General features: G+C 66.7%; 13 protein-coding genes and 3 rRNA genes. 4 read left to right on the top strand and 12 right to left on the bottom strand.

The window, feature by feature from the left end:
- Positions 1–73 precede the first annotated feature (73 nt).
- Both STROP_RS00965 and STROP_RS00960 read left to right on the top strand, forming a co-directional pair.
- Positions 74–4,381: an alpha-(1->3)-arabinofuranosyltransferase gene (locus tag STROP_RS00965; protein WP_011904110.1), complete on the top strand. Its 4,308-nt coding sequence runs from the start codon at positions 74–76 to the stop codon at positions 4,379–4,381.
- Positions 4,378–5,649 (top strand): lipopolysaccharide biosynthesis protein, encoded by a 1,272-nt coding sequence (locus STROP_RS00960; protein ID WP_011904109.1) that lies wholly within the window; start codon positions 4,378–4,380, stop codon positions 5,647–5,649. The genes STROP_RS00965 and STROP_RS00960 overlap by 4 nt, the downstream gene beginning before the upstream one ends.
- On the opposite strand, the gene nudC is transcribed toward STROP_RS00960, so the two are convergent.
- Positions 5,635–6,576 (bottom strand): NAD(+) diphosphatase, encoded by a 942-nt coding sequence (gene nudC, locus STROP_RS00955; protein WP_026275304.1) that lies wholly within the window; start codon positions 6,574–6,576, stop codon positions 5,635–5,637. The genes STROP_RS00960 and nudC overlap by 15 nt on opposite strands.
- A 157-nt stretch (positions 6,577–6,733) precedes the next feature.
- On the opposite strand from nudC, the gene STROP_RS00950 reads away from it, so the two are divergent.
- Positions 6,734–8,554, top strand: coding sequence for a VanW family protein (locus tag STROP_RS00950; RefSeq protein WP_187151599.1), 1,821 nt, complete (start codon positions 6,734–6,736; stop codon positions 8,552–8,554).
- Positions 8,555–8,638: 84 nt separating this feature from the next.
- On the opposite strand, the gene STROP_RS00945 is transcribed toward STROP_RS00950, so the two are convergent.
- The 6 genes from STROP_RS00945 to STROP_RS00920 all read right to left on the bottom strand — a co-directional run bounded on the left by STROP_RS00945 (position 8,639) and on the right by STROP_RS00920 (position 17,833).
- Positions 8,639–9,661: a zinc-dependent alcohol dehydrogenase family protein gene (locus tag STROP_RS00945; protein WP_011904106.1), complete on the bottom strand. Its 1,023-nt coding sequence runs from the start codon at positions 9,659–9,661 to the stop codon at positions 8,639–8,641.
- A 175-nt stretch (positions 9,662–9,836) separates the two neighbouring features.
- Positions 9,837–10,853: a zinc-binding dehydrogenase gene (locus STROP_RS00940; RefSeq protein ID WP_011904105.1), complete on the bottom strand. Its 1,017-nt coding sequence runs from the start codon at positions 10,851–10,853 to the stop codon at positions 9,837–9,839.
- A 429-nt stretch (positions 10,854–11,282) separates the two neighbouring features.
- A 5S ribosomal RNA gene (gene rrf, locus STROP_RS00935) occupies positions 11,283–11,399 on the bottom strand.
- A gap of 84 nt (positions 11,400–11,483) precedes the next feature.
- Positions 11,484–14,591 (bottom strand): 23S ribosomal RNA (locus STROP_RS00930).
- A 412-nt stretch (positions 14,592–15,003) separates the two neighbouring features.
- Positions 15,004–16,519: ribosomal RNA gene (locus STROP_RS00925) — 16S ribosomal RNA — on the bottom strand.
- Together the 16S, 23S and 5S rRNA genes form the textbook arrangement of a ribosomal RNA operon.
- A 642-nt stretch (positions 16,520–17,161) precedes the next feature.
- A complete protein-coding gene (locus tag STROP_RS00920; protein WP_011904104.1) occupies positions 17,162–17,833 on the bottom strand; it encodes a class I SAM-dependent methyltransferase in 672 nt (223 codons plus the stop codon).
- Between the two features lie 142 nt (positions 17,834–17,975).
- Between STROP_RS00920 and STROP_RS00915 the strand changes: the two genes are divergently transcribed.
- Positions 17,976–18,860 (top strand): AraC family transcriptional regulator, encoded by an 885-nt coding sequence (locus STROP_RS00915; protein ID WP_026274676.1) that lies wholly within the window; start codon positions 17,976–17,978, stop codon positions 18,858–18,860.
- A gap of 49 nt (positions 18,861–18,909) precedes the next feature.
- Here STROP_RS00915 and STROP_RS00910 read toward each other — a convergent pair whose 3' ends face one another.
- From STROP_RS00910 to STROP_RS00890, 5 genes are all read right to left on the bottom strand, one after another.
- Positions 18,910–19,242: a carboxymuconolactone decarboxylase family protein gene (locus tag STROP_RS00910; protein WP_011904102.1), complete on the bottom strand. Its 333-nt coding sequence runs from the start codon at positions 19,240–19,242 to the stop codon at positions 18,910–18,912.
- A 147-nt stretch (positions 19,243–19,389) separates the two neighbouring features.
- Positions 19,390–20,133, bottom strand: a complete 744-nt coding sequence (narI, locus tag STROP_RS00905; protein WP_011904101.1) for a respiratory nitrate reductase subunit gamma — start codon at positions 20,131–20,133, stop codon at positions 19,390–19,392.
- Positions 20,130–20,801: a nitrate reductase molybdenum cofactor assembly chaperone gene (gene narJ, locus STROP_RS00900; protein WP_011904100.1), complete on the bottom strand. Its 672-nt coding sequence runs from the start codon at positions 20,799–20,801 to the stop codon at positions 20,130–20,132. Before narJ ends, narI begins: the two co-directional genes overlap by 4 nt.
- Entirely contained in the window at positions 20,798–22,417 is a 1,620-nt protein-coding gene (narH, locus tag STROP_RS00895) for a nitrate reductase subunit beta (RefSeq protein WP_011904099.1), read from the bottom strand. The genes narJ and narH overlap by 4 nt, the downstream gene beginning before the upstream one ends.
- A complete protein-coding gene (locus STROP_RS00890) occupies positions 22,417–26,115 on the bottom strand; it encodes a nitrate reductase subunit alpha (RefSeq protein ID WP_011904098.1) in 3,699 nt (1,232 codons plus the stop codon). The genes narH and STROP_RS00890 overlap by 1 nt, the downstream gene beginning before the upstream one ends.
- Between the last annotated feature and the right edge of the window lie 146 nt (positions 26,116–26,261).

Here is a 26,261-nt window from a genome sequence, read left to right as displayed (position 1 = left end):
CTTCGGTCCCGGCTACGTCGCTCGACCGTCGTCGGCTGCCGATACCCGTACCGCCCGGCGGAACAGGAGCGACATGCGTGCAGAGGTGACCAGTGACGCCGGAGCGCGGCCGAGGCGGGCCCGACGTCTGGACCGGGGATTCCGGCACCTCGCCATCTGCGTCGTCCTCACCGCCCTCGCCTTCCAGCAGGCTCCCGGGCTGATCGTCCCCGACACCAAGGTCGACCTGAACGTCAATCCCGCCGGATGGCTGCTCCGCTCTTTGCACCTCTGGGACCCCACCGGCGCCTTCGGCCAGCTACAGAACCAGGCCTACGGGTATCTGTGGCCGATGGGTCCGTTCTTCCTGGTGGGCTCGGAGCTGGGCCTGCAACCGTGGGTGATTCAACGGTTGTGGTGGGCGCTGCTCTTCTGCGTCGCCTACCTGGGCGTGGTGCGACTGGCCGGCAGCCTCGGCATCGGCTCGCCCACCGGACGCATGATCGCTGGTGTCGCCTTCGCACTGTCGCCCCGGATCCTCACCCAGCTCGGCTGGTCCTCGGTCGAATCCTGGCCCAGCGCGGTGGCGCCGTGGGTACTGATCCCCCTGATCGGCCTCGCCCGAGGTGCGCCCCTCCGCCGGGCGGTCGCGGGGTCGGCACTCGCCGTGGCCTGTGCGGGCGGGGTCAATGCGACCGCCGTGTTCGCGGTGGTACCGCTCGCCCTGCTCTGGCTCGCCACGCTGGCACCGATCGGCCGCCGAATCAGCGCAATCGCCGCCTGGTGCGGCGCGGTGGCCCTGGCCACCGCCTGGTGGCTGGTTCCCCTGCTCATTCTCGGGCGGTACAGCCCACCGTTCCTCGACTACATCGAAACCGCCCAGAGCACCACCAGCGTGACCGACGCCGTGACGACGCTGCGCGGCGCGTCGTACTGGGTGGCGTACCTGGCCTCCCCGGTTGAACAGGCCATCCCCGGCGGCGCCCGGTTGGCCAACGAGCTTCCGCTGATCCTCGCCACGCTCGCCGTCGCCGCCCTGGGTGTACTGGGGCTTTCCCGGCGCGGAATGCCGCACCGCCGCTTCCTGGTCACCGGCCTGATGCTCGGCGCCGCGATGGTCGGACTCGGACACGTCAGCGATCTTCCCAATCTCCTCGCCGGGCCACAGCAGCAGTTCCTCGACGGGATCGGCGCGCCACTACGGAACACCCACAAATTCGACGTCCTGCTCCGGCTACCGCTGACGCTCGGGTTAGCCCACCTGGTCAGCCTGGTCGTGAAGGCAGCGCGTACCGCACCCGCCGCGCGACACAAAAAGGCCGTGGCGCGGGCCTGGATCACCACCGGCGTGACCATGGCAGCAGTCGCGGCGGTCGCCAGCCCAGCGATCATCGGCGGGATCGCCACCCCGGGAAGCGCGCGGGAGGTGCCCCCATACTGGCAGGACGCCGCCGACTGGCTGGACGCGAACACCGGTCCGGGACGGGTGCTCGTCGTCCCCGGAGCACGCCGCCCCGCCTACGACTGGGGCAGCACCACCGACGAGATCGCCCAACCGCTGTTGGAGAGCAGCTGGGCTGTCCGCAACTCCATCCCCTTCACCCCGCCCACCACCATCCGCCTCCTGGACGCGATCGAAGCCACGCTCAGCTCCGGCGCCGGCTCGGCGGGCCTCGCCGACCTCCTCGCCCGCTCCGGGGTCAGCCACGTCCTGTTCCGCGCCGACCTCGACCACGGTCGCTCCGACACGACCCGCCCCGCCGTGGTTCGCCAGGCCCTACAGCGCTCACCGGGGCTGACCCGGGTCACCACCTTCGGCCCGATCCGGGGTGGGCCGGAGGCAGTGGACGACATTCCCGACCAAGGGCTCGACGTGCCGGGACGGGCACTCGAGGTCTACCAGGTCAACCGCCGGGTGGAGCCGGTTGTCGCCTACGACCGAAAGGATGTCGCCACCGTCGTCGGTGGTCCGGAGTCCCTGCTCGACCTCGCCGCGGCGGGCCTGTTGAGCCCGGCCCCCACGGTCCTGGCCGGTGACGCGGACACCGACGACCTCTCCGGTCCGGTCGCGATGACCGACGGGCTCCGGCGCCGCGAGGTCTCCTTCGGCCGGTCCCAGGACAACGCCTCACATACCCACACCGCCGACGAGACCCTCGCACCGTCCGCACCCGCGCACGACTACCTGCCCGATTGGGCCGAGAACTGGTCCACCGTGGCCCAGTTCGAGGGCATCAACTCGATTCGCACGTCAACGGCACGCTCGCAGGTCAGCATCCCCGGTGGCAACCGCTCCGAGCATCAGCCGTATGCGGCGATGGACGGCGACCCGACGACCTCCTGGCAGTCCGCACCGTACAGCCGCGGCGATCGGCAGTGGATCGAAGTCGGGCTGGAGAACCCAACCAACATCACCACGGTGGAGCTCAGCTTCGACCTGACGGCGGACGTGGTGCCGACCACGGTGACCGTCACCGCCGGATACGAAAGCCGGACCGTGGAGAGCTTCGGCGATCGCATGATCTTCGAACTGGAGGGAATCCACGCCACCCAGCGCATCCGCATCTCCATCGACGACACCTTCACCCTCCGCCCGTTCGGTAGCGGGGTGGTGGGGATCTCCGAAATCAGCATCCCGGGCGTCCAGACCAGTCGCACCCTCCGGCTGCCGGACGCACCCGCCACCGAGCAACCACCGGCCGTCGTCGTCTCCGCCGACCCCCGGACGCCCGCCTGTTTCATGGTCGACGGGAAGCCGCGCTGTTCCACCAACGCGATCCGCGGCTCGGAGGACGGACGCACGATCGACCGTACGCTCACCCTGCCAGCTGCCGGGACCTACGACCCGCAGCTGTGGGCCCAGCCGATGGACGGCTCCGCCCTGCACGCGGCCCTCGACCAGGCGGTGACCGACGCGCAGGCGTTGGGCCTCGCACCCGAGGTGAGCGCCTCGTCAACCGGCGTCCCTCATCCGAGTCGCCGCCCCGGAGCGGTATTGGACGGGGACCCGGCCACCAGCTGGTCACCGGCGATCAGCGACGACGCCCCGATCCTTCGCCTCACCTGGTTCAAGCCCCAGGTGATCAGCGGCCTTCGCTTCGCCGTTGACCCGGCCGTCGCGGCCACCCGGCTCGGCAGCGTACGGGTGATCGCCAACGACGGCATCCGGGGCGGCCTGCTCCGCGACGACGGGGTACTAATGCTGGATCCACCGGCGCGAACCAACGAGATCACCATCCAGTTCCTCGATCCGCCCTCCGCCACCAGCATCGATCCGTACGGACTTCGGTTGCCCGAGCCCCTACCGATCGCGGTCGGTGAGATCACCGTGCTTCCAGGCGCCCCCACCAGCCCCGCAGACCTGGACACACCCTTGACGCTGGGCTGCGGCTCCGGCCCGACGCTGACGATCGGCGAGGAGACGGTGACCACCGCCCTACGCGGCACAGTGCGGGACCTCCTGGAGTTGCGGGAGGTGCCGGCCGAGCTGTGCGGCACCGACACCGAGTTGCCGCTCGGCGCCGCCGAGCACCGCCTCGTCGCCGCCGCCAGCCAGTTCGCCACGCCGACCCGGGTCGCTCTCGTACCGCAGCAGCGCACGGACGTGATGACCCCGAGCGCCCTCGACGTCACGGCGTGGGAGGCGACCGAGCGGCGGGTACAGGTCGCTGAGCACGCCGTCGAACGGGTACTGGCGGTGCGGGAGAACACCAACCGGGGCTGGCAGGCCACGCTCGCCGGCGAGCCGCTGCGCCCCGTGGTCGTCGACGGCTGGCAGCAAGGCTGGCTCCTGCCCGCCGGCGCCGCCGGTGAGGTTGTCCTGCGCTTCACCCCGGACGGCCCGTACCAGGTGGCGCTCCTGACCGGAGGCGCCCTGCTCCTCGGCGTCACACTCCTCGCGCTTCTCCCCGAACGTCGGGGCAGCGCACCGGCGCGGCCGGCACGGCGAGCGCGACGCCGGGCCACTCGCTCCCTTCCCCTGCTGGCGGTCGGTGCGATTGCCCTGATATTGCTCGGCGGCCTCGTCGGTGGCGTACTCGTCGCCGCTGGAGTCCTACTCGCCCTCCCCGGTTCGCTGCGCATGCCCCGGTCGGCCGCCCCCCACTGGGTACGGCTCGTCCCCCGGTTCGTCGAGTCATGGCTCCCCGCCGCCCTCGTCCTGCTCGCCGGCTGGACGTACCTGGAGGCCACGCAGCGGCACACCGCCGCGCTTCCGCAACTCCTGATGGTCCTCGCCCTCGGGTGCCTCTGGTTGTCGACATGCCTCCGACACCGGCCGGTTCACCGCGCTCCCCCGCACCCCGCGAAGCCGCCGTCCGCGGCGGATGTGCCCCGGCAGTCGGGGGGCGGCGTCGCCGGGGCGACCTCCTGGCGGGACTCCGACCCATCGGGATTCGTGTGATCCGGCGAACCGACGATGTGGACGGCTCGGGGACGCCTTCCCCAAGCACCGGCGCCCGGGCACTCGGCACCGCCGGCCTGGCCGTGACCGCCGCGGGGCTGCTGGCCAACGGCCTCGCCTATCTGGTCCCGGTGCTGGCCGCCCGCCAGCTCGGCTCCGCCGACCTCAGCGCGCTCGCCACCACGCTCGGCCTGATCGCCATCGCGAGCGTGCCGGGGTTCGGCCTACAGCTCGCCGTCGCCGTGCACCACGCGAAGCACGGTCACACCCAGACCCGCCGGGCGGCCCTGTTGACCGCCGCGCTCTGCGCATCCGCCCTGATCCTCGCCAGCCCGCTACTCGTCACGAGCTTGCGTCTTCCGGCCGAAGCCCTCGTCCTCTCCGCGATCACCACGGCCGCGATCGTGCTCTCCTGCCGGACGTTGGGAGAACTCCAGGGCGGGCAACGGTTCGTTCGACTGGCCATCGGCATGGGGCTGCTGGCCACCGGTCGGTACGGAGGAGTGCTGGTTGGTCTGCTGCTGGACGCCGGCCTGACCGGATCTCTGCTGCTCGGTGCCGGCACCGCCGCGCTCACCCCGGTCGGGCTCGCCGCACTGGCCCGGCCCGCCGCCCCGGCGGCCCCCGCCACGGCGCCACCGCTGGATGCCGGCCAGATCCTGACCGGCTGCGCCGCGATGCTCGCCATGCTTGTCGTCTCGTACGTGGACCTCTTCCTCGCCCGTCAACTACTGCCGGCCGACGACTCCGGCGGGTACGCGGTGGGGACGGTGCTGACCAAGGGCGCGCTGTGGGCACCGCAGGTCGCCACCGTACTCGCCTTGCCCCGGCTGGCCCGCGACGATCGGTTCAGCCGGGCCGTCGCACTCGCCGTGACCGCCGGCTGCGGCGTACTGCTGATTCTCGGCTCGACGTTCGCCGGCACCCTGGCCTTCCACCTCGTCGGCGGCCCGGACTACACCCACCTGGGCCCGTTCGCGCCGCTCTTCGCCGCCGTCGGGGCGCTCTACGCCGTCGTCTTCGTCCTACTGAACGCGGCGGTCGCCACCGGCGTCCGTTGGCCCGCCGCGCCGCTGTGGGTGGGCAGCGCCCTGCTGACGACGGTCGCGCTGTGGACCACGCCGCGGACCGTCTCCGGGCTGCTCTGGCTCGCCCTGGGAGCTGCCGTGGTCACGACCCTGGCCATGACGCTCCGAACGTGGATGTCGACACCAGCGCGCGTCGACAGGCTGGTTCCGGCGCCGCGGAGGGCGTCAGCGGGGAGCTGACGCGGCTGCTTCGTCCTCGGCCAGCCAGCTGCTGAGCAGGTGGTGACCGATCGAGTCCAGCCGACCGAGTGGGTGGCCTACCGCAGCCCGTTGGCGCAGCTCGGCGCGGGTGAACCAGCGTGCCTCCAGCAGCTCGACCCCGTCCACCCGGATCTCGTCGGATACGGCGGTGGCCCGAAAGCCCACCATCAGCCCCGCCGGGAACGGCCAGGCCTGCGACCCCTGGTACGCCACGTCGGTCACCACCACCCCCGCTTCTTCGGCTACCTCCCGCCGGACCGCGTCTTCCAGCGTCTCCCCCACCTCGACGAAGCCGGCGAGGGTCGAGAACGCACCCTCGGCCGCCCCGGCGTGCCGGGCCAACAGGCAACGCCCGGGCGAGCCCGCTGTCTCCACCAGCACAATGATGGCGGGCTCGATCCGGGGGAAGTACAGTCGGGCACAGGTGGGATCCGCGCACCGCCGGGCGTGCCCGGCGTCCTGGACGCTGGTCGACCCCCCGCAGGTGCCGCAGTACCGCTGCTGCCGGTGCCAGTGCAGCAGACCGCGCGCGTACGCCTGGATAGCCGCCTCGGCCGGGCTGAGCGGCCCGACGAGCCCGCGCACATCCACCACCCGAGTCGCCCCGACAGCCGCCAGAGCGGCATCCTCAGCGAGCTCGGAGAGGTCCACCGCGAAGACTGCCCGCCCCGCCGCGAACCCGAGGAATACCGTTTCCCGCGCGGCGACGTGCGCCCTCGCCGCCGCTTCGCCGCTCAGCCGAACCGGCGCCGTCCCGTTGACCAGGCAGCGGTCCTGCCACAGCGGCAGCACTCTGGTGTCTACAGCGCCCAGCAGCGTCGCCAGCCGATCCGGATCGGCACGGAGGGCACCGGCCCGGTCCACCCAACCACCGCCGTACGCCAGAGCCACGTCGTCCTCCCGCATGGACCCCACCGTCGCACGCCAACACCGACACGCGAGGATCGGGGGAGGCGACACGCGACGCAAGACGCGACCTGCCGCCACGCGCACATGTTGGTTACCGTAGTTTCCTTCCGGGTGTGACAACCGCCCGGGTGCGACGCCCCTGATCGAGGTGACTGTGACCCTGTACGGCGACAAGGTTCCGCCCGCCGACGACCGGCCCACCGTGCAGGTAACCGCGGTGCAGTGGCCTGTTGAGGAGGCGGAGAAACCCACCAAACGGGGTGGAAAGTGGTCCTTTCCACCTGGCGGGAAGTGGTCCCGCCGCACCTGGCTGCTCGCCGCCGGGGTCACCACCGCTGTACTCGCCTCCGCAGTCGGCATCGGTGCCTACGCGTACGCCGGTGACGTACCCCGTGGAACGACGGTCCTCGGCACGGAGCTCAGCGGCTACAGCCAGGCAGCGGCCGTCGAGGAGCTGCGCGCCGCGGTGGAGCGACAGGCCGCCGAGCTGAACGCACCCCTGCCGGTGGTCGTCGGCGACAACACGGCGGAACTGGTGCCGGCCGAGGTGGGTCTCCGGGTTGACGTGGAGGCCACCGTGGCGGCCGCCATGCAGGTGGAGGCGCACGTCTTCGAACGACTCGTCGGCTCCCGCACCGTGCCACCGGTGGTGACGGTGGACGTGGACCAGCTCGACGCGGCACTCAAGAAGGTCCTGGGGGACGACGGCCGCACGATGACCATGCCGGCGATCACCTGGAGCGGCCTCACCCCGAAGGCAACTCACCCGAAGCCAAGCCTGGAGCTCGACCCCGAGCGCTCCGCGCAGGCGGTGCGGGAGGGCTGGCTGAGCGGTGAGCCAGTCACCGTCCCACTGGCCCAGATACACCCGGTCACCACCGCCGAGGAGGTCGACCAGATGGTGGCCGAGCTGGCGAGGCCGGCCGTCGCGGCCCCGGTGACCCTGACGACGGACCAGGGCTCGATGAGCATTCCGCCGGCGGCGATCGCAAAGAGTCTGGTGTTCACCGCCGACGATGCCGGCGCGTTGTCGGCGAAAGTCGATGTCGAGAAGCTGCGCACCGCGCTCGGCGACGACCTGGCCAAGGTCGAGGTGACCCCGAAAAACGCTCGGATGACGCTCACCGACGGCAAGCCAAAGATCATCGAAAGCCGGGACGGGAAGAAGCTGGACACCAGCAGCCTTGGTGAGGCCCTGCTCGCGGTCCTACCGCAGTCGGACGACCGCCGGGTGACCGGCACGCTCACGACGGCGAAGCCGGAGCTCACCACGGAGAAGCTGGCGGGTCTGGGTATCAGGGAGCAGGTGTCGACCTTCACCACCCAGTTCTCCGGCGGACTCTCCTCGCCGCGCAGCCAGAACATCATCACCGCCGCCAAAGACGTTGACAATACGCTGGTGCTACCCGGCGAGACGTTCTCCCTGAACGGGCACACCGGCGACCGAAACTACGCAAAGGGCTACAAGGACGCTCCGGTCATTCTCAACGGCAAGCTCGTACCGGGCGTCGGGGGCGGTGTCTCGCAGTTCACCACGACGCTGTTCAACGCCACCTACTATGCGGGGCTCGAGGACGTCGAGCACAAGCCACACTCGTACTATTTCAGCCGCTACCCGGCGGTCATCGAGTCCACAATCTTCTACCCGGAGCTCGACTTCAAATTCCGCAACAACACCGAGTACGGACTCTTGATCGATACCTCGTACACGTCGAACAAGATCACCGTTTCGATCTGGAGTACGAAGATCTGGGATAAGGTAAAGACGGAATACGGCCCCCGTAAAAACATCACCAAGCCAAAGACCGTCCATCTGGAGCCAGGCCCGAACTGCATCGCCGCCAGCGGCAGCGATGGGTTCAGCCAGAGCGCCTACCGAGTGTTCTACAAGGACGGTAAGGAGGTAAAGCGGGAGAAGTTCAGTTGGCGCTACGCCGCGGAGCCACGCTTCATCTGCGGCCCAAAGCCCTCCTGAGCCCCGCACCCGCCCGAACCGACAGGGCCCTGCTCATGCTCCTGATCACTGAGATCCAAGCGTCGGCGCGGTTCTCACCCCGCCCTATGGCAGCAGTACGGCCTTCACGGCGCGTCGTTCGTGCATCGCCGAATAGGCCTCGGCGACCTGGTCGAGGGGCAGGGTGAGGTCAACAATCTTGCTTGGGTCGATACTCCGACTGAAGATGAGGTCGATGAGTTCGGGCAGGAACCGGCGAACCGGGGCCGGGCCGCCATGCAGGTGCACGTGGGAGTAAAACAGTTCGTGCCCAGACAGGGTCACCCCGTGGGGGGCACCGACGAAGCCGACGTGTCCGCTGGGGCGGGTTGAGCGGATGGCCTGCAGCATCGACTCCTGGGTGCCGACGGCCTCGACGGCACTGTGCACACCGAGTCCGTCGGTCAGATCCCTGATCCGGGCGACGCCGTCGTCACCGCGTTCGGTGACGACCTCGGTGGCGCCGTGGGCAAGTGCTAGCTTCTGCCGGTCGGCGTGCCGGCTCATGACGATGATCCGCTCCGCTCCGAACCTCCGTGCGGCGAGGACCGCGAACAGGCCGACGGCACCGTCACCGACCACGACGACGCTCTTGCCCGGCCGGATGTCGGCGGAAGCGGCACCAAACCAACCGGTGCCGAGCACATCGGAGGCCATGAGGAGACTCGGAATGAGGTCTTCGTCTGGGACCTCGGGGGTTGCGACGAGAGTGCCGTCGGCGAGCGGGACACGCAGCAGTTCGGCCTGGGCGCCGAGATTGCCCATGTACTCCCGCTGGAGACAGCTCGACTGGTAGCCAGCCCGGCAGATCTCACAGGTGTTGTCGGACGCAAAGAACGAGCCGACGACGAACTGGCCCGGCTTGATCTTCCGCACGTCACTACCGACGGCATCAACGACTCCGACATACTCGTGGCCCATCGGGATCGGCTGGCTGATCGACTCAATGCCGCGGTAGGGCCATAGGTCCGATCCGCAGACGCAGGAAGCGGCGATACGGACTACCGCGTCGGTGGGTGCGGTAATCGTCGGATCCGGCCGTTGCTCGAGCCGGATGTCACCGGGGCCGTGCAGAACGGTGGCACGCATGAGAGCTCCTCAAACCAAACATAGAGCGGTACCTGCGGCGGTAGCCGGCGTTGCGTTTGTGGATTGGGTCGCCGCGCTGAACGGCTTCGCCGCCGGCCAGGTGCCGCGCTACCAGGCCGTAGCGGTAACGTTCGCGGCCCTGCCGTGGGAATCCACCGGTGAATCCCGGTGGTCGTCAGGGACGGATGAGAACCTTGAGAACCTCGCGTCGGGACATCGCCTGGTATCCGTCGGGCACCTCGTCAAGGCCGACGGTGTGGTCGAACACCTTGCCGGGCTCGACGGCGCCGTCGAGTATGCCGGGCAGTAGCTCGTCGACGATGGCCTGCACCGGGGCCGGACCACCGGTGAGAGTGATGTTGCGGCCGAACACACCCCAGCCGATCTCCGCCTCGTCGTACTGCACTCCGACTCGGCTGATCACTCCCCCGGGGCGGACCATGCCGAGCGCCTGATCAAAGGACTCCCGGTAGCCGACCGCCTCGAGCACGACATGGGTGCCGTCGCCGTCGGTCAGCTCACGAACCCTGGCGACCCCGTCCGCACCGTGTTCGGCGACGACCGCGGTGGCACCGAACTCGTTGCCAAGTTCGGTGCGGGTCTCGTGGCGAACCTTAAGGATGATCCGTTTCGCGCCGAGTCGCGAGGCCGACAGCACCGCCAGAAGTCCCACCGCCCCGTCACCAATCACGGTGACCGTCGTATCCGGGTTGACGTTCGCTTGCTTGGCCGCGTAGTAGCCGGTGCTGTAGGCGTCGGCGAGGGTCAGTAGTGAGGGCAGCAGGGCTGAATCCTCGCCTACCGGCAGCGTGATGAGCGTGCCGGTGGCCTGGGGAACGCGGATGAGTTCCGCCTGAGCGGTGTTGAAGAACCCGCCGTGGCGACAGGACGTCTGCAGGCCTTCACGGCAGAAGTCGCACGTGTTGTCCTGATAGGTGAACGGGGCCACCACCAGGTCACCCTTCTTCATGCCGCGTACCTCGGAACCAAGTTCCTCAACGACGCCGAGAAACTCGCGCCCCATCGGCGTCCCCGGCCCGGTCCTGGGCATGGTGTGGTAGAGATAGAGGTCGGTCCCACCGATGCTGGCCTGGAGAACCCGCACGATCGCGTCGGTCGGCTCCTCGAGCACCGGATCGGGCACGTCTTCCACCTGTACGTCCCAGGCGCCATACAGCATGATCGCTCGCATGGGGCTCCTTCAGACTCGCCGTTCGGACTCCACGCCCGTGTCCGGGTCAGGTAATCTCGCTCGGTTCCAGCCTGTCGCGGTACGGCGATTCCCCATCAGTCTCCGGTAAAACCGAAGTCGGATGCCCCGGCGTCCCGGTCTGTCTCACTGCGTGTACTCGGCAAGGCCGACCGTCGGAGCTCATGGACCAGCGTTGACAGCAGCCGCCCCGGTCAACCTGCGTCGCCCGCCCGCTCCTGTGCAGCTTCCGGTGGAGGACCGTGAATTCGGTGCCGGGGTGGCTCAGAAGAAGCTCGCCTACACACTCGTCGGCATCCCACGGCCGCCAGGGTAGGAACCGTTGTTCGCTTTAGGCGGCGGGATGAGTAGTGGGCTGATAATGCGTTGAGGGCCGACCCGGGTAGGGTCGGCCCTCAACTTGAACGTTTTGCCCGGCGGTGTCCTACTCTCCCACACCCTCCCGAGTGCAGTACCATCGGCGCTGGAGGGCTTAGCTTCCGGGTTCGGAATGTAACCGGGCGTTTCCCCTCCGCCATGACCGCCGTAACACTTATCGACATATCAAACACACCCAACACCACGGGACATGTTTGCTTGCCAAGAGTTACACAGTGGACGCGTAGCAGCTTCGTAGTCAAGTCCTCGGCCTATTAGTACCGGTCAACTGAACCCGTTACCGAGCTTACATTTCCGGCCTATCAACCCAGTCGTCTAGCTGGGGGCCTTACCCCACAAAGTGGGTGGGATACCTCATCTTGAAGCAGGCTTCCCGCTTAGATGCTTTCAGCGGTTATCCCTTCCGAACGTAGCTAACCAGCCGTGCCCCTGGCGGGACAACTGGCACACCAGAGGTTCGTCCGTCCCGGTCCTCTCGTACTAGGGACAGCCCTTCTCAAGTATCCTACGCGCACGGCGGATAGGGACCGAACTGTCTCACGACGTTCTAAACCCAGCTCGCGTACCGCTTTAATGGGCGAACAGCCCAACCCTTGGGACCTGCTACAGCCCCAGGATGCGACGAGCCGACATCGAGGTGCCAAACCATCCCGTCGATATGGACTCTTGGGGAAGATCAGCCTGTTATCCCCGGGGTACCTTTTATCCGTTGAGCGACACCGCTTCCACATGCCAGTGCCGGATCACTAGTCCCGACTTTCGTCCCTGCTCGACCCGTCAGTCTCACAGTCAAGCTCCCTTGTGCACTTACACTCAACACCTGATTGCCAACCAGGCTGAGGGAACCTTTGGGCGCCTCCGTTACCCTTTAGGAGGCAACCGCCCCAGTTAAACTACCCACCAGACACTGTCCCTGAACCGGATAACGGTCCGAAGTTAGATACCCAAACCAACCAGAGTGGTATTTCAAGATTGCCTCCACATGCACTGGCGTGCACACTTCACAGGCTCCCACCTATCCTACACAAGCTAATTCAGATACCAATGTCAAGCTATAGTAAAGGTCCCGGGGTCTTTCCGTCCTGCCGCGCGTAACGAGCATCTTTACTCGTAATGCAATTTCGCCGGGCCTGTGGTTGAGACAGTGGGGAAGTCGTTACGCCATTCGTGCAGGTCGGAACTTACCCGACAAGGAATTTCGCTACCTTAGGATGGTTATAGTTACCACCGCCGTTTACTGGCGCTTAAGTTCTCCGCTTCGCCCCGAAAGACTAACAGGTCCCCTTAACGTTCCAGCACCGGGCAGGCGTCAGTCCATATACATCGAATTACTTCTTCGCATGGACCTGTGTTTTTAGTAAACAGTCGCTTCCCCCTGCTCTCTGCGGCCATACAACGCTCCAGCAGCACGTGCCTTCACGTCTCCGGCCCCCCTTCTCCCAAAGTTACGGGGGCAATTTGCCGAGTTCCTTAACCACAGTTCACCCGATCGCCTTGGTATTCTCTACCTGACCACCTGTGTCGGTTTAGGGTACGGGCCGCTCGGAACTCGCTAGAGGCTTTTCTCGACAGCATAGGATCACTGACTTCACCTGAATCGGCTCGGCATCACGTCTCAGCCACACGCGCCGCGGATTTACCTACGACACAGCCTACACGCTTACCCCGGCACAACCACCGGCCGGGCTCAGCTACCTTCCTGCGTCACCCCATCGCTTGACTACTACCCGCCAGGTTCCCACGCTCCCCCAGCACAGTCCGAAGACCACACCAAGATCGGATGGTTAGCACAACGAGGTTCATCAGGGACGCTCCTTCGCGGGTACGGGAATATCAACCCGTTATCCATCGACTACGCCTCTCGGCCTCGCCTTAGGCCCCGACTCACCCAGGGCGGATTAACCTGGCCCTGGAACCCTTGGTCATCCGGCGGAAGGGTTTCTCACCCTTCTTTCGCTACTCATGCCTGCATTCTCACTCGCACCGCGTCCACAACTCGATCACTCGGCTGCTTCACCCCCGGCACGACGCTCCCCTACCCATCCACACACCTACACACAACCCCAAAAGGCCATGCGAAGTACACGCGTGAATGCCACAGCTTCGGCGGTGTGCTTGAGCCCCGCTACATTGTCGGCGCGGAACCACTTGACCAGTGAGCTATTACGCACTCTTTCAAGGATGGCTGCTTCTAAGCCAACCTCCTGGTTGTCTATGCGACCCCACATCCTTTTCCACTTAGCACACGCTTAGGGGCCTTAGCTGGTGATCTGGGCTGTTTCCCTCTCGACTACGAAGCTTATCCCCCGCAGTCTCACTGCCGCGCTCTCACTTACCGGCATTCGGAGTTTGGCTGATTTCAGTAAGCTTGTAGGCCCCCTAGACCATCCAGTGCTCTACCTCCGGCAAGAAACACACGACGCTGCACCTAAATGCATTTCGGGGAGAACCAGCTATCACGGAGTTTGATTGGCCTTTCACCCCTAACCACAGGTCATCCCCCAACTTTTCAACGTTGGTGGGTTCGGCCCTCCACGCAGTCTTACCCACGCTTCAGCCTGCCCATGGCTAGATCACTCCGCTTCGGGTCTAGGACACGCGACTCTGACGCCCTATTCAGACTCGCTTTCGCTACGGCTCCCCCACCCGGGTTAACCTCGCCACATGCCACTAACTCGCAGGCTCATTCTTCAAAAGGCACGCCGTCACCCCTAAAGGCTCCGACGGATTGTAGGCGAACGGTTTCAGGTACTATTTCACTCCCCTCCCGGGGTACTTTTCACCATTCCCTCACGGTACTATCCGCTATCGGTCACCAGGAAGTATTTAGGCTTACCAGATGGTCCTGGCAGATTCACGGCAGATTACAGGAGTCCGCCGCTACTCGGGAACACCCACAGGAGACTAGCAGTTTTCACCTACCGGACTTTCACCGTCTACGGTCAGCCATTCCAGACTGTTCAACTAACCACCAGCTTTATCACTCCCCACACGAGTGTCAGCCCGTGTCGCAGGATCCCACAACCCCGACCACGCAACCCCTGACAGGTATCACACGCCGCCGGTTTAGCCCCAATCCGCTTTCGCTCGCCACTACTCACGGAATCACATATTGTTTTCTCTTCCTACGGGTACTGAGATGTTTCACTTCCCCGCGTTCCCTCCACACACCCTATGAGTTCAGGTGCAGGTGACACCACATGACTGATGCCGGGTTCCCCCATTCGGACACCCTGGGATCACAGCTCGGTTGACAGCTCCCCCAGGCCTATCGCGGCCTCCCACGTCCTTCATCGGCTCCTGGTGCCAAGGCATTCACCGTTCGCCCTTGACAACTTGACCACAAAGATGCTCGCGTCCACTGTGTAATTCTCAACAAACAACCAACCCGCAACCACCACCCCGCACCAGCAACACCACCACACCCCCACACGAGAGGCACAACAGCATCCGGTATACGAGACAAGCCACGCCAGGCAAACCGCCAACCCACAACACCACCAACCGGTGACATCACAGGCAACACGGCCCAAGAAACAACCACACGGTCATTCCTTCAGGACCCAACAGGGTGTCCACCGCCAGCACCAGCCGCATCATCAACCCCTTCCCCCACCCCCCACAGGGAGCGTGTACAAGAGCATCAAACCGCTGCCAACGCCAACTAGCCAGTGTCTCCGACCAATGAGCACCCCATCACCCAACACAGGCAACCGAGGCTCCATACCGCCCTTCGACGGATGGCGCTCCTTAGAAAGGAGGTGATCCAGCCGCACCTTCCGGTACGGCTACCTTGTTACGACTTCGTCCCAATCGCCAGCCCCACCTTCGACGGCTCCCCCCACAAGGGTTAGGCCACCGGCTTCGGGTGTTGCCGACTTTCGTGACGTGACGGGCGGTGTGTACAAGGCCCGGGAACGTATTCACCGCAGCGTTGCTGATCTGCGATTACTAGCGACTCCGACTTCACGGGGTCGAGTTGCAGACCCCGATCCGAACTGAGACCGGCTTTTTGGGATTCGCTCCACCTCACGGTATCGCAGCCCATTGTACCGGCCATTGTAGCATGCGTGAAGCCCTGGACATAAGGGGCATGATGACTTGACGTCATCCCCACCTTCCTCCGAGTTGACCCCGGCAGTCTTCGATGAGTCCCCGCCATAACGCGCTGGCAACATCGAACAAGGGTTGCGCTCGTTGCGGGACTTAACCCAACATCTCACGACACGAGCTGACGACAGCCATGCACCACCTGTCACCGGCCCCGAAGGACCCCCCATCTCTGAAGGATTTCCGGCGATGTCAAACCCAGGTAAGGTTCTTCGCGTTGCATCGAATTAATCCGCATGCTCCGCCGCTTGTGCGGGCCCCCGTCAATTCCTTTGAGTTTTAGCCTTGCGGCCGTACTCCCCAGGCGGGGCGCTTAATGCGTTAGCTGCGGCACAGAGAACCGGAGAGGCTCCCCACACCTAGCGCCCAACGTTTACAGCGTGGACTACCAGGGTATCTAATCCTGTTCGCTCCCCACGCTTTCGCTCCTCAGCGTCAGTATCGGCCCAGAGACCCGCCTTCGCCACCGGTGTTCCTCCTGATATCTGCGCATTTCACCGCTACACCAGGAATTCCAGTCTCCCCTACCGAACTCTAGCCTGCCCGTATCGACTGCAAGCCCGCAGTTGAGCCACGGGTTTTCACAGTCGACGCGACAAGCCGCCTACGAGCTCTTTACGCCCAATAAATCCGGACAACGCTTGCGCCCTACGTCTTACCGCGGCTGCTGGCACGTAGTTGGCCGGCGCTTCTTCTGCAGGTACCGTCACAAACGCTTCGTCCCTGCTGAAAGAGGTTTACAACCCGAAGGCCGTCATCCCTCACGCGGCGTCGCTGCATCAGGCTTCCGCCCATTGTGCAAGATTCCCCACTGCTGCCTCCCGTAGGAGTCTGGGCCGTGTCTCAGTCCCAGTGTGGCCGGTCGCCCTCTCAGGCCGGCTACCCGTCGCCGCCTTGGTAGGCCATCACCCCACCAACAAGCTGATAGGCCGCGAGCCCATCCCAAGCCAAAAAATCTTTCCACCAACCACCATGCGGCAGCCAGTCATATCCGGTATTAGCCCCGGTTTCCCGGGGTTATCCCAAAGCCTGGGGCAGGTTACTCACGTGTTACTCACCCGTTCGCCGCTCGAGTACCCCGAAGGGCCTTTCCGCTCGACTTGCATGTGTTAAGCACGCCGCCAGCGTTCGTCCTGAGCCAGGATCAAACTCTCCAACAAAAACTTGAAGAACATCCCAGCAACAAACAAAAATTTGCTGCCAAATTCAAGTCCAAACCAACCCACCAACACACAGCAGGCCAACCCAGACCAAAAACGGCACTGGCTTTCCAAACACCCTGTTGAGTTCTCAAAGAACAACCACACACCAGCCAGAACCCCACAACAGGGCCCCACCGGAGGCAACCGCTCCACCTGCCACTCTCGCGCCAGGCACTCTTACTACTTTACCTCACCGTCTCCGCCGTGTCAAACCGTTTGTCCCGGTCTGGCGTGCTTCGCACGGTTCAGCACCCTCAGATGTGCACACGAGGTTACCCGCGTGTGTGATCCTCGGATTTGGCAGACCGACCGCCCGCGGTTTCCCGCTGACTCGCCCGGTTCCTGCCGGAGTTACCTTACCCGGTCGGTTTCGCCGCACCAAATCGGCCCCTCGGCAGACTCGGCGGGCACCGCCCGACCGGCGACTAGAAGGTGAGACCTTCTTGGCGCCGGTGCCGCTTGGAGCGGGCCTCAGGACTTTCACCCTGTTTGCCCCGTTCCGCGCTGGCAGAGAGAAAGTTACGCGGATTCGGGTTCGCACGTCAAATCGAGGAAGTGCGGCCCCCGTCACACCGGCACCCCGCGCTCGTTACAGCCAGGTCAGTCCGACCGCCCGCCGCATTCGGCGTCCGCTCGGTAGAAGACGTACCGACCCAGCCGGGCCCGCCCGTAGCCGTTTTCCCGTGCCCCGCTCAGACCGGCGTCAGCGAGCGCCGCCAACACCAGCTCGGGAAGGCTCTCCTCGGTCTGGCCGAAGCGGTGCGGATGACCCCCATCCTGTCCGGGATGGGACCCGTCAATGTCGGCCAGGTGCAGCTCACCACCGGGACGCAGCACCCGCCGGACCTCACGGAACACCGGCGCCCACTCGGCGACGGCGAGGTGATGCAGCATGAACGAGGAGAGCACCCGATCAACACTGTCGTCCGACAACGGCAGATCGTCGGCGAACGCACGCTCGTACTGGATCTGGAGCTTGCTCCGGGCCGCCTTGCGACGGGCGCGGCGTAGGGCGCTCAGGTCCGGGTCGATGCCCAGCACCTCGACATCGGAATGCCGTTGCTTGAGCGTCCGCAGAAGGTCGCCGGTGCCGCAGCCAATTTCCAGGATCCGTTGTCCCGGCCGGATATTCGCACGATCCAGAAGCTTCTCATGAACCCGTCTGATGCCAATATACCGGGCAAAAGGATCGTAGAGGGGCAGTAGCCACTGCTTACCCATGGCGGGCAGATAGCCCCGATTCTCGGAGTGGAAGTTGTGGTGTCCGGTCATGGCACGCTCCGGTAGTCGAAGGAAACTCGGTCGTACCCTCAGCCTCATGGCGGGCGAAGCTGCGGACAATGGCAGAACTGTGGACAGGATGCGACGGAATGTGGCTCCCACATCCCGCCACATCGGCGTCACCGGGCGAGGCGTGCCGATCTTCGGCTTCGGCTACGTGCCCGGCATCGCCCCGGTCTCGGTGGCCCGTCACTGCCGCGGAGAGCCGGTCGTCGACGTCGGCAGCATCGGCGCCCACACCCACGACTTCCTGGTGCTCTCCTACGCCCACCTGGCCCACGGGACGGTACACATCGACGAGCGCACCTGGACGGTAAGCGACGGTGACCTCTTCGTCATCGCACCAGGGCAGGTTATGTCCGCCGGCGACCCGTTCGAGGAGGCCACCACCGACGGCTGGACCGTGTGGTTCCCGGCCGACGTGGTCCGACCCGGGATGCCTGGCGCCTACTCCTCCTGGCGGACGCACCCGTTACTCTTCCCGTTCGCCCAGGGCGCCAACCGGGCGCAGCGACTACCGGTCCCACCGGTCGACCGGGCCGACCTGGTGGAGCGCTTCGCCGCGCTCGACGCTGAGCTCCGGGCCCGCCGAGACGGTCACCAAGAGGCCGCCCTCGCCCACCTGACCCTGCTGCTCGTTACCGTGGCCCGGTTGTCGACCGGCCTCGCCGACCATCTACGCTGCGCTGACGAACCGCTACTGGCGGCTGTCTTCGAGGCCATCGAGGAGCGCTACCACCAGCCCATCTCCCTCGCTGACATCGCTGCCGACCTCGCGCTCACCGCCGGTTACCTCACCACCGTGGTGCGTCGAAAGACCGGCCGAACCGTTACCCAGTGGATCGCCCAGCGCCGGATGCAGCAGGCACGCCTGCTGCTGGCCGAGACCGACCTGGCCGTAGGCGCGATCAGCCGCCGGGTCGGCTACCCCGACACCAGCTACTTCAGCAAACGCTTCCGCGCCCGCCACGGAGTCACCCCCACTCAGTGGCGCGCCACCTCCCCTCCCACCGGGTGAAGTAAACCCGCGCCACCGGCGGCGCCCCCGCTGTGGTGGGCTGCCGGACTCACGCGTCGTCCGGCGGCGCCAAGACGACCGAATCGATCCAGCCCAGCGCCGCGATGGCGGTAGGAAAGCCACAGGTGGTGATGGCGGCGAGCGCAACGGCTCGCACCTCGTCCACGGTCGCCCCGTGCTGGAGCGCCTTGCGGACATTGGAGCGCACCGCTCCCTCCGCCTCGGCCCCAACAGCCACCGCCAGCTTGATCAACCGGTCGGTCCGGTCGTCAAACGAGTTGCGCTCCCGCACCGTCCGCGCCAGCGCACCCTGCGCCTCCGCGATCTCCGGAAAGCGTTCCAGGAACTTCACGTAGATATCCGGAAGATACTGCTGCTGCATATCACCCTCCGCTACTGCCCGATATCGACACATTAACCATCACGCTGTGGTCACCGTGGTCCGAGGACGCATATCCCGAAAGAACTCGCACCTCGGCTGCGTCGCGCCGGTAGGGCTTCCGGTCGACCCACGCCAGCCCCGCGACGGTCACCGCCGGGCTGACGGCTCCCGGGCAGCATCCCGTACCTGATTCGGCGACGCCGTTGGCGACGGCGCTGGGCCGCGGCGAGCGCGGTAGACGACGTACGGACGCCACAGGTACGCCAGTGGGGCCGACCAGACGTGCACCAGTCGGGTGAACGGCCACAGCGCCAGGAAGAGGAAGCCACCGATCGCGTGCAGCTGGTAGACCAGGGGAGCCCCGCTCATCAGCGCGGGGTCAGGCTGGAACCAGAAGATCCCGCGGAACCAGACGGCGATCGTCTCCCGGTAGTCGTAGCCCCCACCGAGCAGGTTGACCCCCACCGTGGCGACCATGCCGAGTGCCACCATGCCGGCGAGCGCGGCGTAGAGCACCTTGTCCATCCGGGTGGTGACCCGACGGACCCGGCCGTTGACCATACGACGGATGATCAGCAATACCAGGCCGACCGTCAGCATCAGGCCGGTCACCGTGCCGCCCCAGACCGCGATGAGGTGGTAGGCGTGTTCGCTCAGACCGAGCTTCTCGGTCACCGACGCGGGCACCACCAGACCCATGGCGTGCCCCGCAACGACGCCGAGAGCACCGAGGTGGAACAGGGGCGAACCGAGCCGCAGAATGCGGTTCTCCAGCACCTGGCTGGTGTGCGTGGTCCAGCCGAACTGGTCGTGGCGCCACCGCCAGACGTGGCCGGCGACGAAGACCGCGAGACACAGGTACGGCAGGACGATCCAGACGAGGTTGGTCATCGCGATGCCTCCGAGGGGGAGCAGGCGGAATAGGGGGCGAGCGCGGCAGCGTGCAGGTCCGGACCCTCGCCGAGGGATTCCAGCCCAACGGTCTCCACCGGCGGCCCGTCAACGGCGAGCGCCGCGATGGCAGCCCGGTCGGCATCGGTCAGTGCGGGCAACACGGCGCAGATGACGTCCAGCAGCAAGCGGTAGGGGGTGCCGCAGTCGGTCAGTGCAGCGCGGAGCAGCTCGATGCCCTGCCGATGCTGGCGCAGGGGCGCCTCCCCCTCTCCGGGGCCGACCATGGCGGCGTACTCGAGCACCACCGGCAGCAGGTCCGGCAGTTCGCCATCCGCGAGACGTAGTCCGTGCGCCCGATATCGCTGCTTGAGCACCAGCAGCGCCATGCCCCGCTTACGGGTGTCTCCGTGCAGGTAGTAGGTGAGGTAGAGGCCAGAGCGGCGGCGTAGGTCAAAGGTCTGGACGAAGTGCTGCTGTACGTCGATCGGGGTGTTGTCCAGCAACCAGTCCAGGAACCCGTCGATCCGCTCCCGCGCCTCCTGCGCCCCGATTCGTGCGGCGGCTCCGCGAAGCTCGGCTCCGGCACCGAGCAACTCGTCATCGGGGTACGTGAGCAGCAGCGAGACCAACTCGAAGATGCGGGCCCGGTCGGTCGCGGCGGTCATGCGCGGCCTCGCAGCGGGTTGATCGTGAAGCCACGCCGGCCGTCAGCACGACGGGAGAAGAGTCCCGGCCGGCCGGGACGAACCTGCTCGCCGTCGACCAGGTGGAAACTCTCCGCGCCGGCTTGCGTGGTCATTCCCGGCCCGCCCTCGCAGTCCAGCGCGCAGTCCGGATGTGCGGTCGCCTGCGCTTCCAGAGCGGCGGCATCCTTACTGTGCGCGGCCGGGATCACATAGCGCTCGTCGTACTTGGCGATGGCCAGCAGCCGGTACATGGCCTCGACCTGATCCGCGGTCATACCGATCCCGTCGAGCAGATCGTCGGCGACGGTACCGTCGAGGGTGCGAGCGCGCATGTAGGAACGCATGGCCGCCAGCTTCATCAGGACCCCGGCGGTCGCCTCGACGTCACCAGCGGTGAAGAGCTCGGCCAGGTACTCCACCGGAATCCGTAGCTCCCGGATGGTGTGGAAGACGTCGTCGGCGTCGGTGTCGTCCCGGCCGGCCTCCCCCACCGCGTCCAGCACCGGCGACAGCGGTGGGACGTACCAGACCATGGGCAGCGTCCGATACTCCGGGTGCAGCGGCAGCGCCACCTTGTACTCGCTGATCAGCCGCCACACCGGGGACCGTTCGGCGGCGTCCAGCCACTCCTGCGGCATACCGGCGGCCCGGGCGGCGTCCCGTACGGCCGGGTCGGTCGGGTCCAGGAAGACCGCACGCTGCGCGTCGAGCAGGTCGTGCTCGTCGGTCACCGATGCGGCAGCGAGCACCGCATCCTCGTCGTAGAACACGATGCCCAGGTAGCGCAGCCGGCCCACGCAGGTTTCGGAGCAGATTGTCGGCTGCCCCGCCTCGATCCGCGGGAAGCACAGGGTGCACTTCTCCGCCTTCCCGGTGGTGTGGTTGACGTACACCTTCTTGTACGGGCAGGCGGAGACACACATCCGCCAGCCCCGGCAGCGGTCCTGGTCCACCAGGACGATCCCGTCCTCCTCCCGCTTGTACATCGCGCCGGAGGGGCAGGCCGAGACACACGCCGGGTTGAGGCAGTGCTCGCAGATACGCGGCAGGTGGAACAGGAAGGTCTTCTCGAACTCGAACTTCACCCGCGCCGCCGCCTCGGCGGGCATCCGGGCGATGTTCGGGTCACCGGTGCCGTGCTCATGGGCACCGCCGAGGCTGTCCTCCCAGTTGGCCCCCCAGGTGAGGGCCATCGGCTCACCGGTCAGCGCGGAACGGGGCTGCTGGACCGGGGTGTCCTTGAGCCCGGCGGGGGCGTTGGCCAGGATGTCCTTGTCGAAGGTCGCCGGCTCGTAGTAGTCGTCGATCGAGGGCAGATCCGGGTTGACGAACAGCCGGCTGAGCCGCTTCATCCGGCCGCCGGAGCGCAGCTTCAGCCGGCCCTTCTCGTCCAGCTGCCAGCCCCCGTGCCAACGGTCCTGATCCTCGTAGTGCTTGGGGTAGCCGATACCGGGCTTGGTCTCGACGTTGTTGAACCAGACGTACTCGGTACCGTCCCGGTTCGTCCAGGTCTGCTTACAGGTGACGGAGCAGGTGTGACACCCGATGCACTTGTCCAGGTTCATCACCATGGCGACCTGCGCTCGGATCCTCATCAGTACTCCACCTCCTGGTCGCGGCGGCGGATCACCGTGATCTCGTCGCGTTGGCTGCCGATCGGGCCGTAGTAGTTGAAGGCGTAGGTGAGTTGGGCGTGTCCGCCGGCCAGATGGGTGGGCTTGACCAGCAGCCGGGTCAACGAGTTGTGGTAGCCGCCCCGGCGACCGCTCTTCTCCGCCTTGGGCACGTTGATCGTCCGCTCCGGCGAGTGGTACTGGAACACCGTGCCCTCCGGCATCCGGTGACTGACCACCGCTCGGGCCACGATGACTCCGTTGCGGTTGTGCGCCTCCACCCAGTCGTTGTCCCGTACGCCGACCTTCGCGGCGTCGGGCACGCTCATCCAGATCACCGGCCCACCTCGCGACAACGCCAACATCAGTTCGTTGTCGTGGTACATCGAGTGGATCGTCCACTTCGCGTGTGGGGTCAGGAAACGTACGGTGACGCCGCCATCGACCAACTCACCGGGCGCGCCGAAGTGCCGGGCCATGTTCAGCGGGGGTCGGAAGCCCGGCAACTGCTCGCCCAACTCCGCCACCCAGTCGTGCTCCACGAAGAAGTGCTGCCGGCCGGTGATGGTGTGCCACGGCTTGAGCCGCTCCACATTGAGGGTGAAGGGTGAGTAGCGACGGCCTCCCTTCTCCGAGCCGGACCACTCCGGGCTGGTGAAGACCGACTGCGGCGCCCGCTGGGTGTCCGCGTACGTGATCTGGTCGTTCTCGTGGCCGGCGATCAGATCCGCGAACGGTTGACCGGTCCGCTTCTCCAGTGCCGCGAAACCGGCCGCGGCAACCCGACCGTTCGTGGTGCCCGACAGCGCCAGGATCGCCTCGCACATCCGATCGGCGGTGGCCAGCGACGGCCGGCCGGCGAACGGCCCGTCAGGGACGACCCCGTTCCGCTCCCGCAGGTACGCCAGCTCCACGGTCACGTCCACGGTGAGCGCCTTCGTGCTGGTGCCGAGCCGGTCGAGTAGCGGGCCAACGGCACGCATCTTCGCGCCGATCTGGGAGTAGTCCCGCTCGATCTCGATGAGCTTCGGCATGGTGGCGCCGGGGATCGGCTCGCACTCGCCAGCCTTCCAGTCCCGCACCCGCCCGCTGGGCATGGCCAACTCGTCTGGTGTGTCGTGTTGCAGCGGCGCGGCCAGCACGTCCCGCCGCACGCCCAGGTGGCCGGCGGCCAGCTCACTGAACCGGTCGGCGAGCGCCAGGAAGGTGTCGTAATCGGAGTGGGCGTCGGCGGGCGGCTCCACCGCCGGGCTGAACGCGTGCACGAACGGGTGCATGTCCGTGGTGGAGATGTCGTGCTTCTCGTACCAGGTTGCGGTGGGCAGCACCACGTCGGCGTGCAGACCGGTGTTGGTCATCCGGAAGTCGATCGCCGTGAGCAGGTCAAGCTTCCCTGTCGGCGCCTCATCTCGCCACACGAGGTCCCGGGGTCGGTGCTCCGGGTCGCACTCCGAGGCGGTGGCGGTCGAGTCGATCCCCAGCAGATGGCGCAGGAAGTACTCGTTGCCCTTGCCGGAGGAGCCGAGCAGGTTCGCCCGCCACAGCGTGAGGCAGCGCGGGAAGTTCGCCGGATCGTCCGGGTCCTCCGCCACCGACCGTAGCCGGCCGGCCTTCAGCTCGGCGACGATGTGCTCCTGCACCGTCACCCCGGCCGCCGCCGCCTCGTCGGTGAGGTCGAGCGGGTTGCGGTTGAACGACGGGTGGCCGGGGCTCCAGCCCATCCGCTGCGCGGCGGCGACGGTGTCGGCGAAGGCCATCCCGGCGAACCGGCCGGTGCCCAACGGGGAGGACAACTCGTCGACCGGGACCCGCTCGTACCGCCACTGGTCGGTGTGCAGGTACCAGAACGGCGTACTCGCCTGGTGTCGCATCGGCCGTTGCCAGTCGAGCCCGAAGGACATGTGCTGCTGGCCGGTGATCGGGCGGGCCTTCTCCTGCCCGACGTAGTGCGCCCAGCCGCCGCCGTTGACACCCTGGCAGCCGGTCAGGGTGACCAGGGAGATGAGCGCCCGGTAGGTCATGTCGGAGTGGAACCACTGGTTCGCGCCGGCGCCCAGGACGATCAACGACCGCCCCTGGCTGCGCTCGGCGTTGCGGGCGAACTCCCGGCCGATCCGGGTGGCCACCGCGGCCGGTACCCCGGTGATCCGCTCCTGCCAGGCCGGCGTGTTCGGGGATTCCGGGTCGTCATAGCCGGTCGGCCACTGCCCCGGCAGGTCGCCGCGGCGCACCCCGTACTGCGCCAGCACCAGGTCGTAGACCGAGGTGACCAGCTGCTCGCCGACCCTCATGACCGGCACGCCGCGGCTGATGGTGGACCCACCCTCGGTCTCTCCGACGTCGAAGCGAGCCAGCTCGACCTCGATCGCCTCGTCGCTCCGGTCGAGCAGCCCAAGAGCGGGGAACACCTCGCCCAGGTCGAGGTTCCAGCGCCCCTGGCCGGCCTCGCCGTACCGGAAGCCCAGCGACCCGTTCGGCACGACCAGTTCGCCGGTGTGCTCGTCAACCAGGACGGTCTTGTGCGCTCCGTCCTCCTGGCCCAGGTCTGCTGCGGTGAGGAAACGGTCCGTAGCCCACCGGCCACCTGCGGTCGGTCGCAGCGTGACCAGGAACGGCAGGTCGGTGAAGCGGCGAACGTAGTCGGTGAAGTAGTCAACCGTGCGGTCCCGGAAGAACTCGGTGAGCACGACGTGGCCCATCGCCATCGCCAGCGCACCGTCGGTACCCGGGTGCGGGGCAAGCCAGTCGTCGGCGAACTTGACGTTGTCGGCGTAGTCCGGGCTGACCGCGACGACCTTCGTGCCCCGGTAGCGGGCCTCGGCCAGGAAGTGGGCGTCCGGAGTACGGGTGACCGGAATGTTCGAGCCCCACATCATCAGATAGGTGGCGTTCCACCAGTCGCCGGCCTCGGGCACGTCGGTCTGGTCACCCCAGATCTGCGGCGAGGCGATCGGCAGGTCGGCGTACCAGTCGTAGAAGCTCAGCAGGGTGCCACCGAGCAGGGCGTGGTAACGGGTGCCGGCGGCGAAGGACGCCATCGACATCGCCGGAATCGGCGAGAAGCCCACCACCCGGTCCGGCCCGTACGTCTTCGTGGTGTACACGTGCGCGGCGGCGACCATCGTGGTCACCTCGTCCCAACTGGCGCGCACAAAGCCGCCACGTCCCCGCTGGGTCTTGTAGGCGCGCGCCTTGAGTGGGTTCTCCACTATGTCGGCCCAGGCGGACACCGGATCGCCCAGGCGCGCGAGCCCGTCGCGGAACATCTCGGCCAGCACCCCCCGTACGTAGGGGTGGCGCACCCGGGAGGGCGAGTACTCGTACCAGGAGAAGGAGGCACCGCGGGGACAGCCACGCGGCTCGTAGTCCGGCGAGTCCGGGCCGGTCGTGGGGTAGTCGGTGGCCTGGTGTTCCCAGGTGATCAGGCCGTCTTTGACAAAGACGTTCCACGAGCACGAGCCGGTGCAGTTGACGCCGTGGGTGGAGCGCACCACCCGGTCGTAACGCCACTGGTCGCGGTAGAACCGGTCCCAGTCACCGTCAGCTATCTGGTGCAGTGTCCGGCCGTGGTCACCGACCAGCTCCCGGCGGAGGAAGCGCCGAGCAGCCAGCAACGGCGCCGCACCGGGTACCTGGTCCGTCGCAGGATCATGAACTTCTGGCGGGCGGTGCGCTGACACGTGGGCACTCCTCCGGCGGCGAGCGACAACGCTAGAGCTGTCGGCGGCGCACGGCAGTGCGCCACGCATACCAGGATTCGCGAAGTCAACCGCCAGATCGGGAGGCTGCGGTCCCAAGCCGCCGGGACCAAGGTCCCGGCCGCCCC

The sequence above is a fragment of the Salinispora tropica CNB-440 genome (assembly GCF_000016425.1).
GTDB lineage: Bacteria > Actinomycetota > Actinomycetes > Mycobacteriales > Micromonosporaceae > Micromonospora > Micromonospora tropica.
This window is presented reverse-complemented; position numbering and strand designations above follow the sequence as displayed.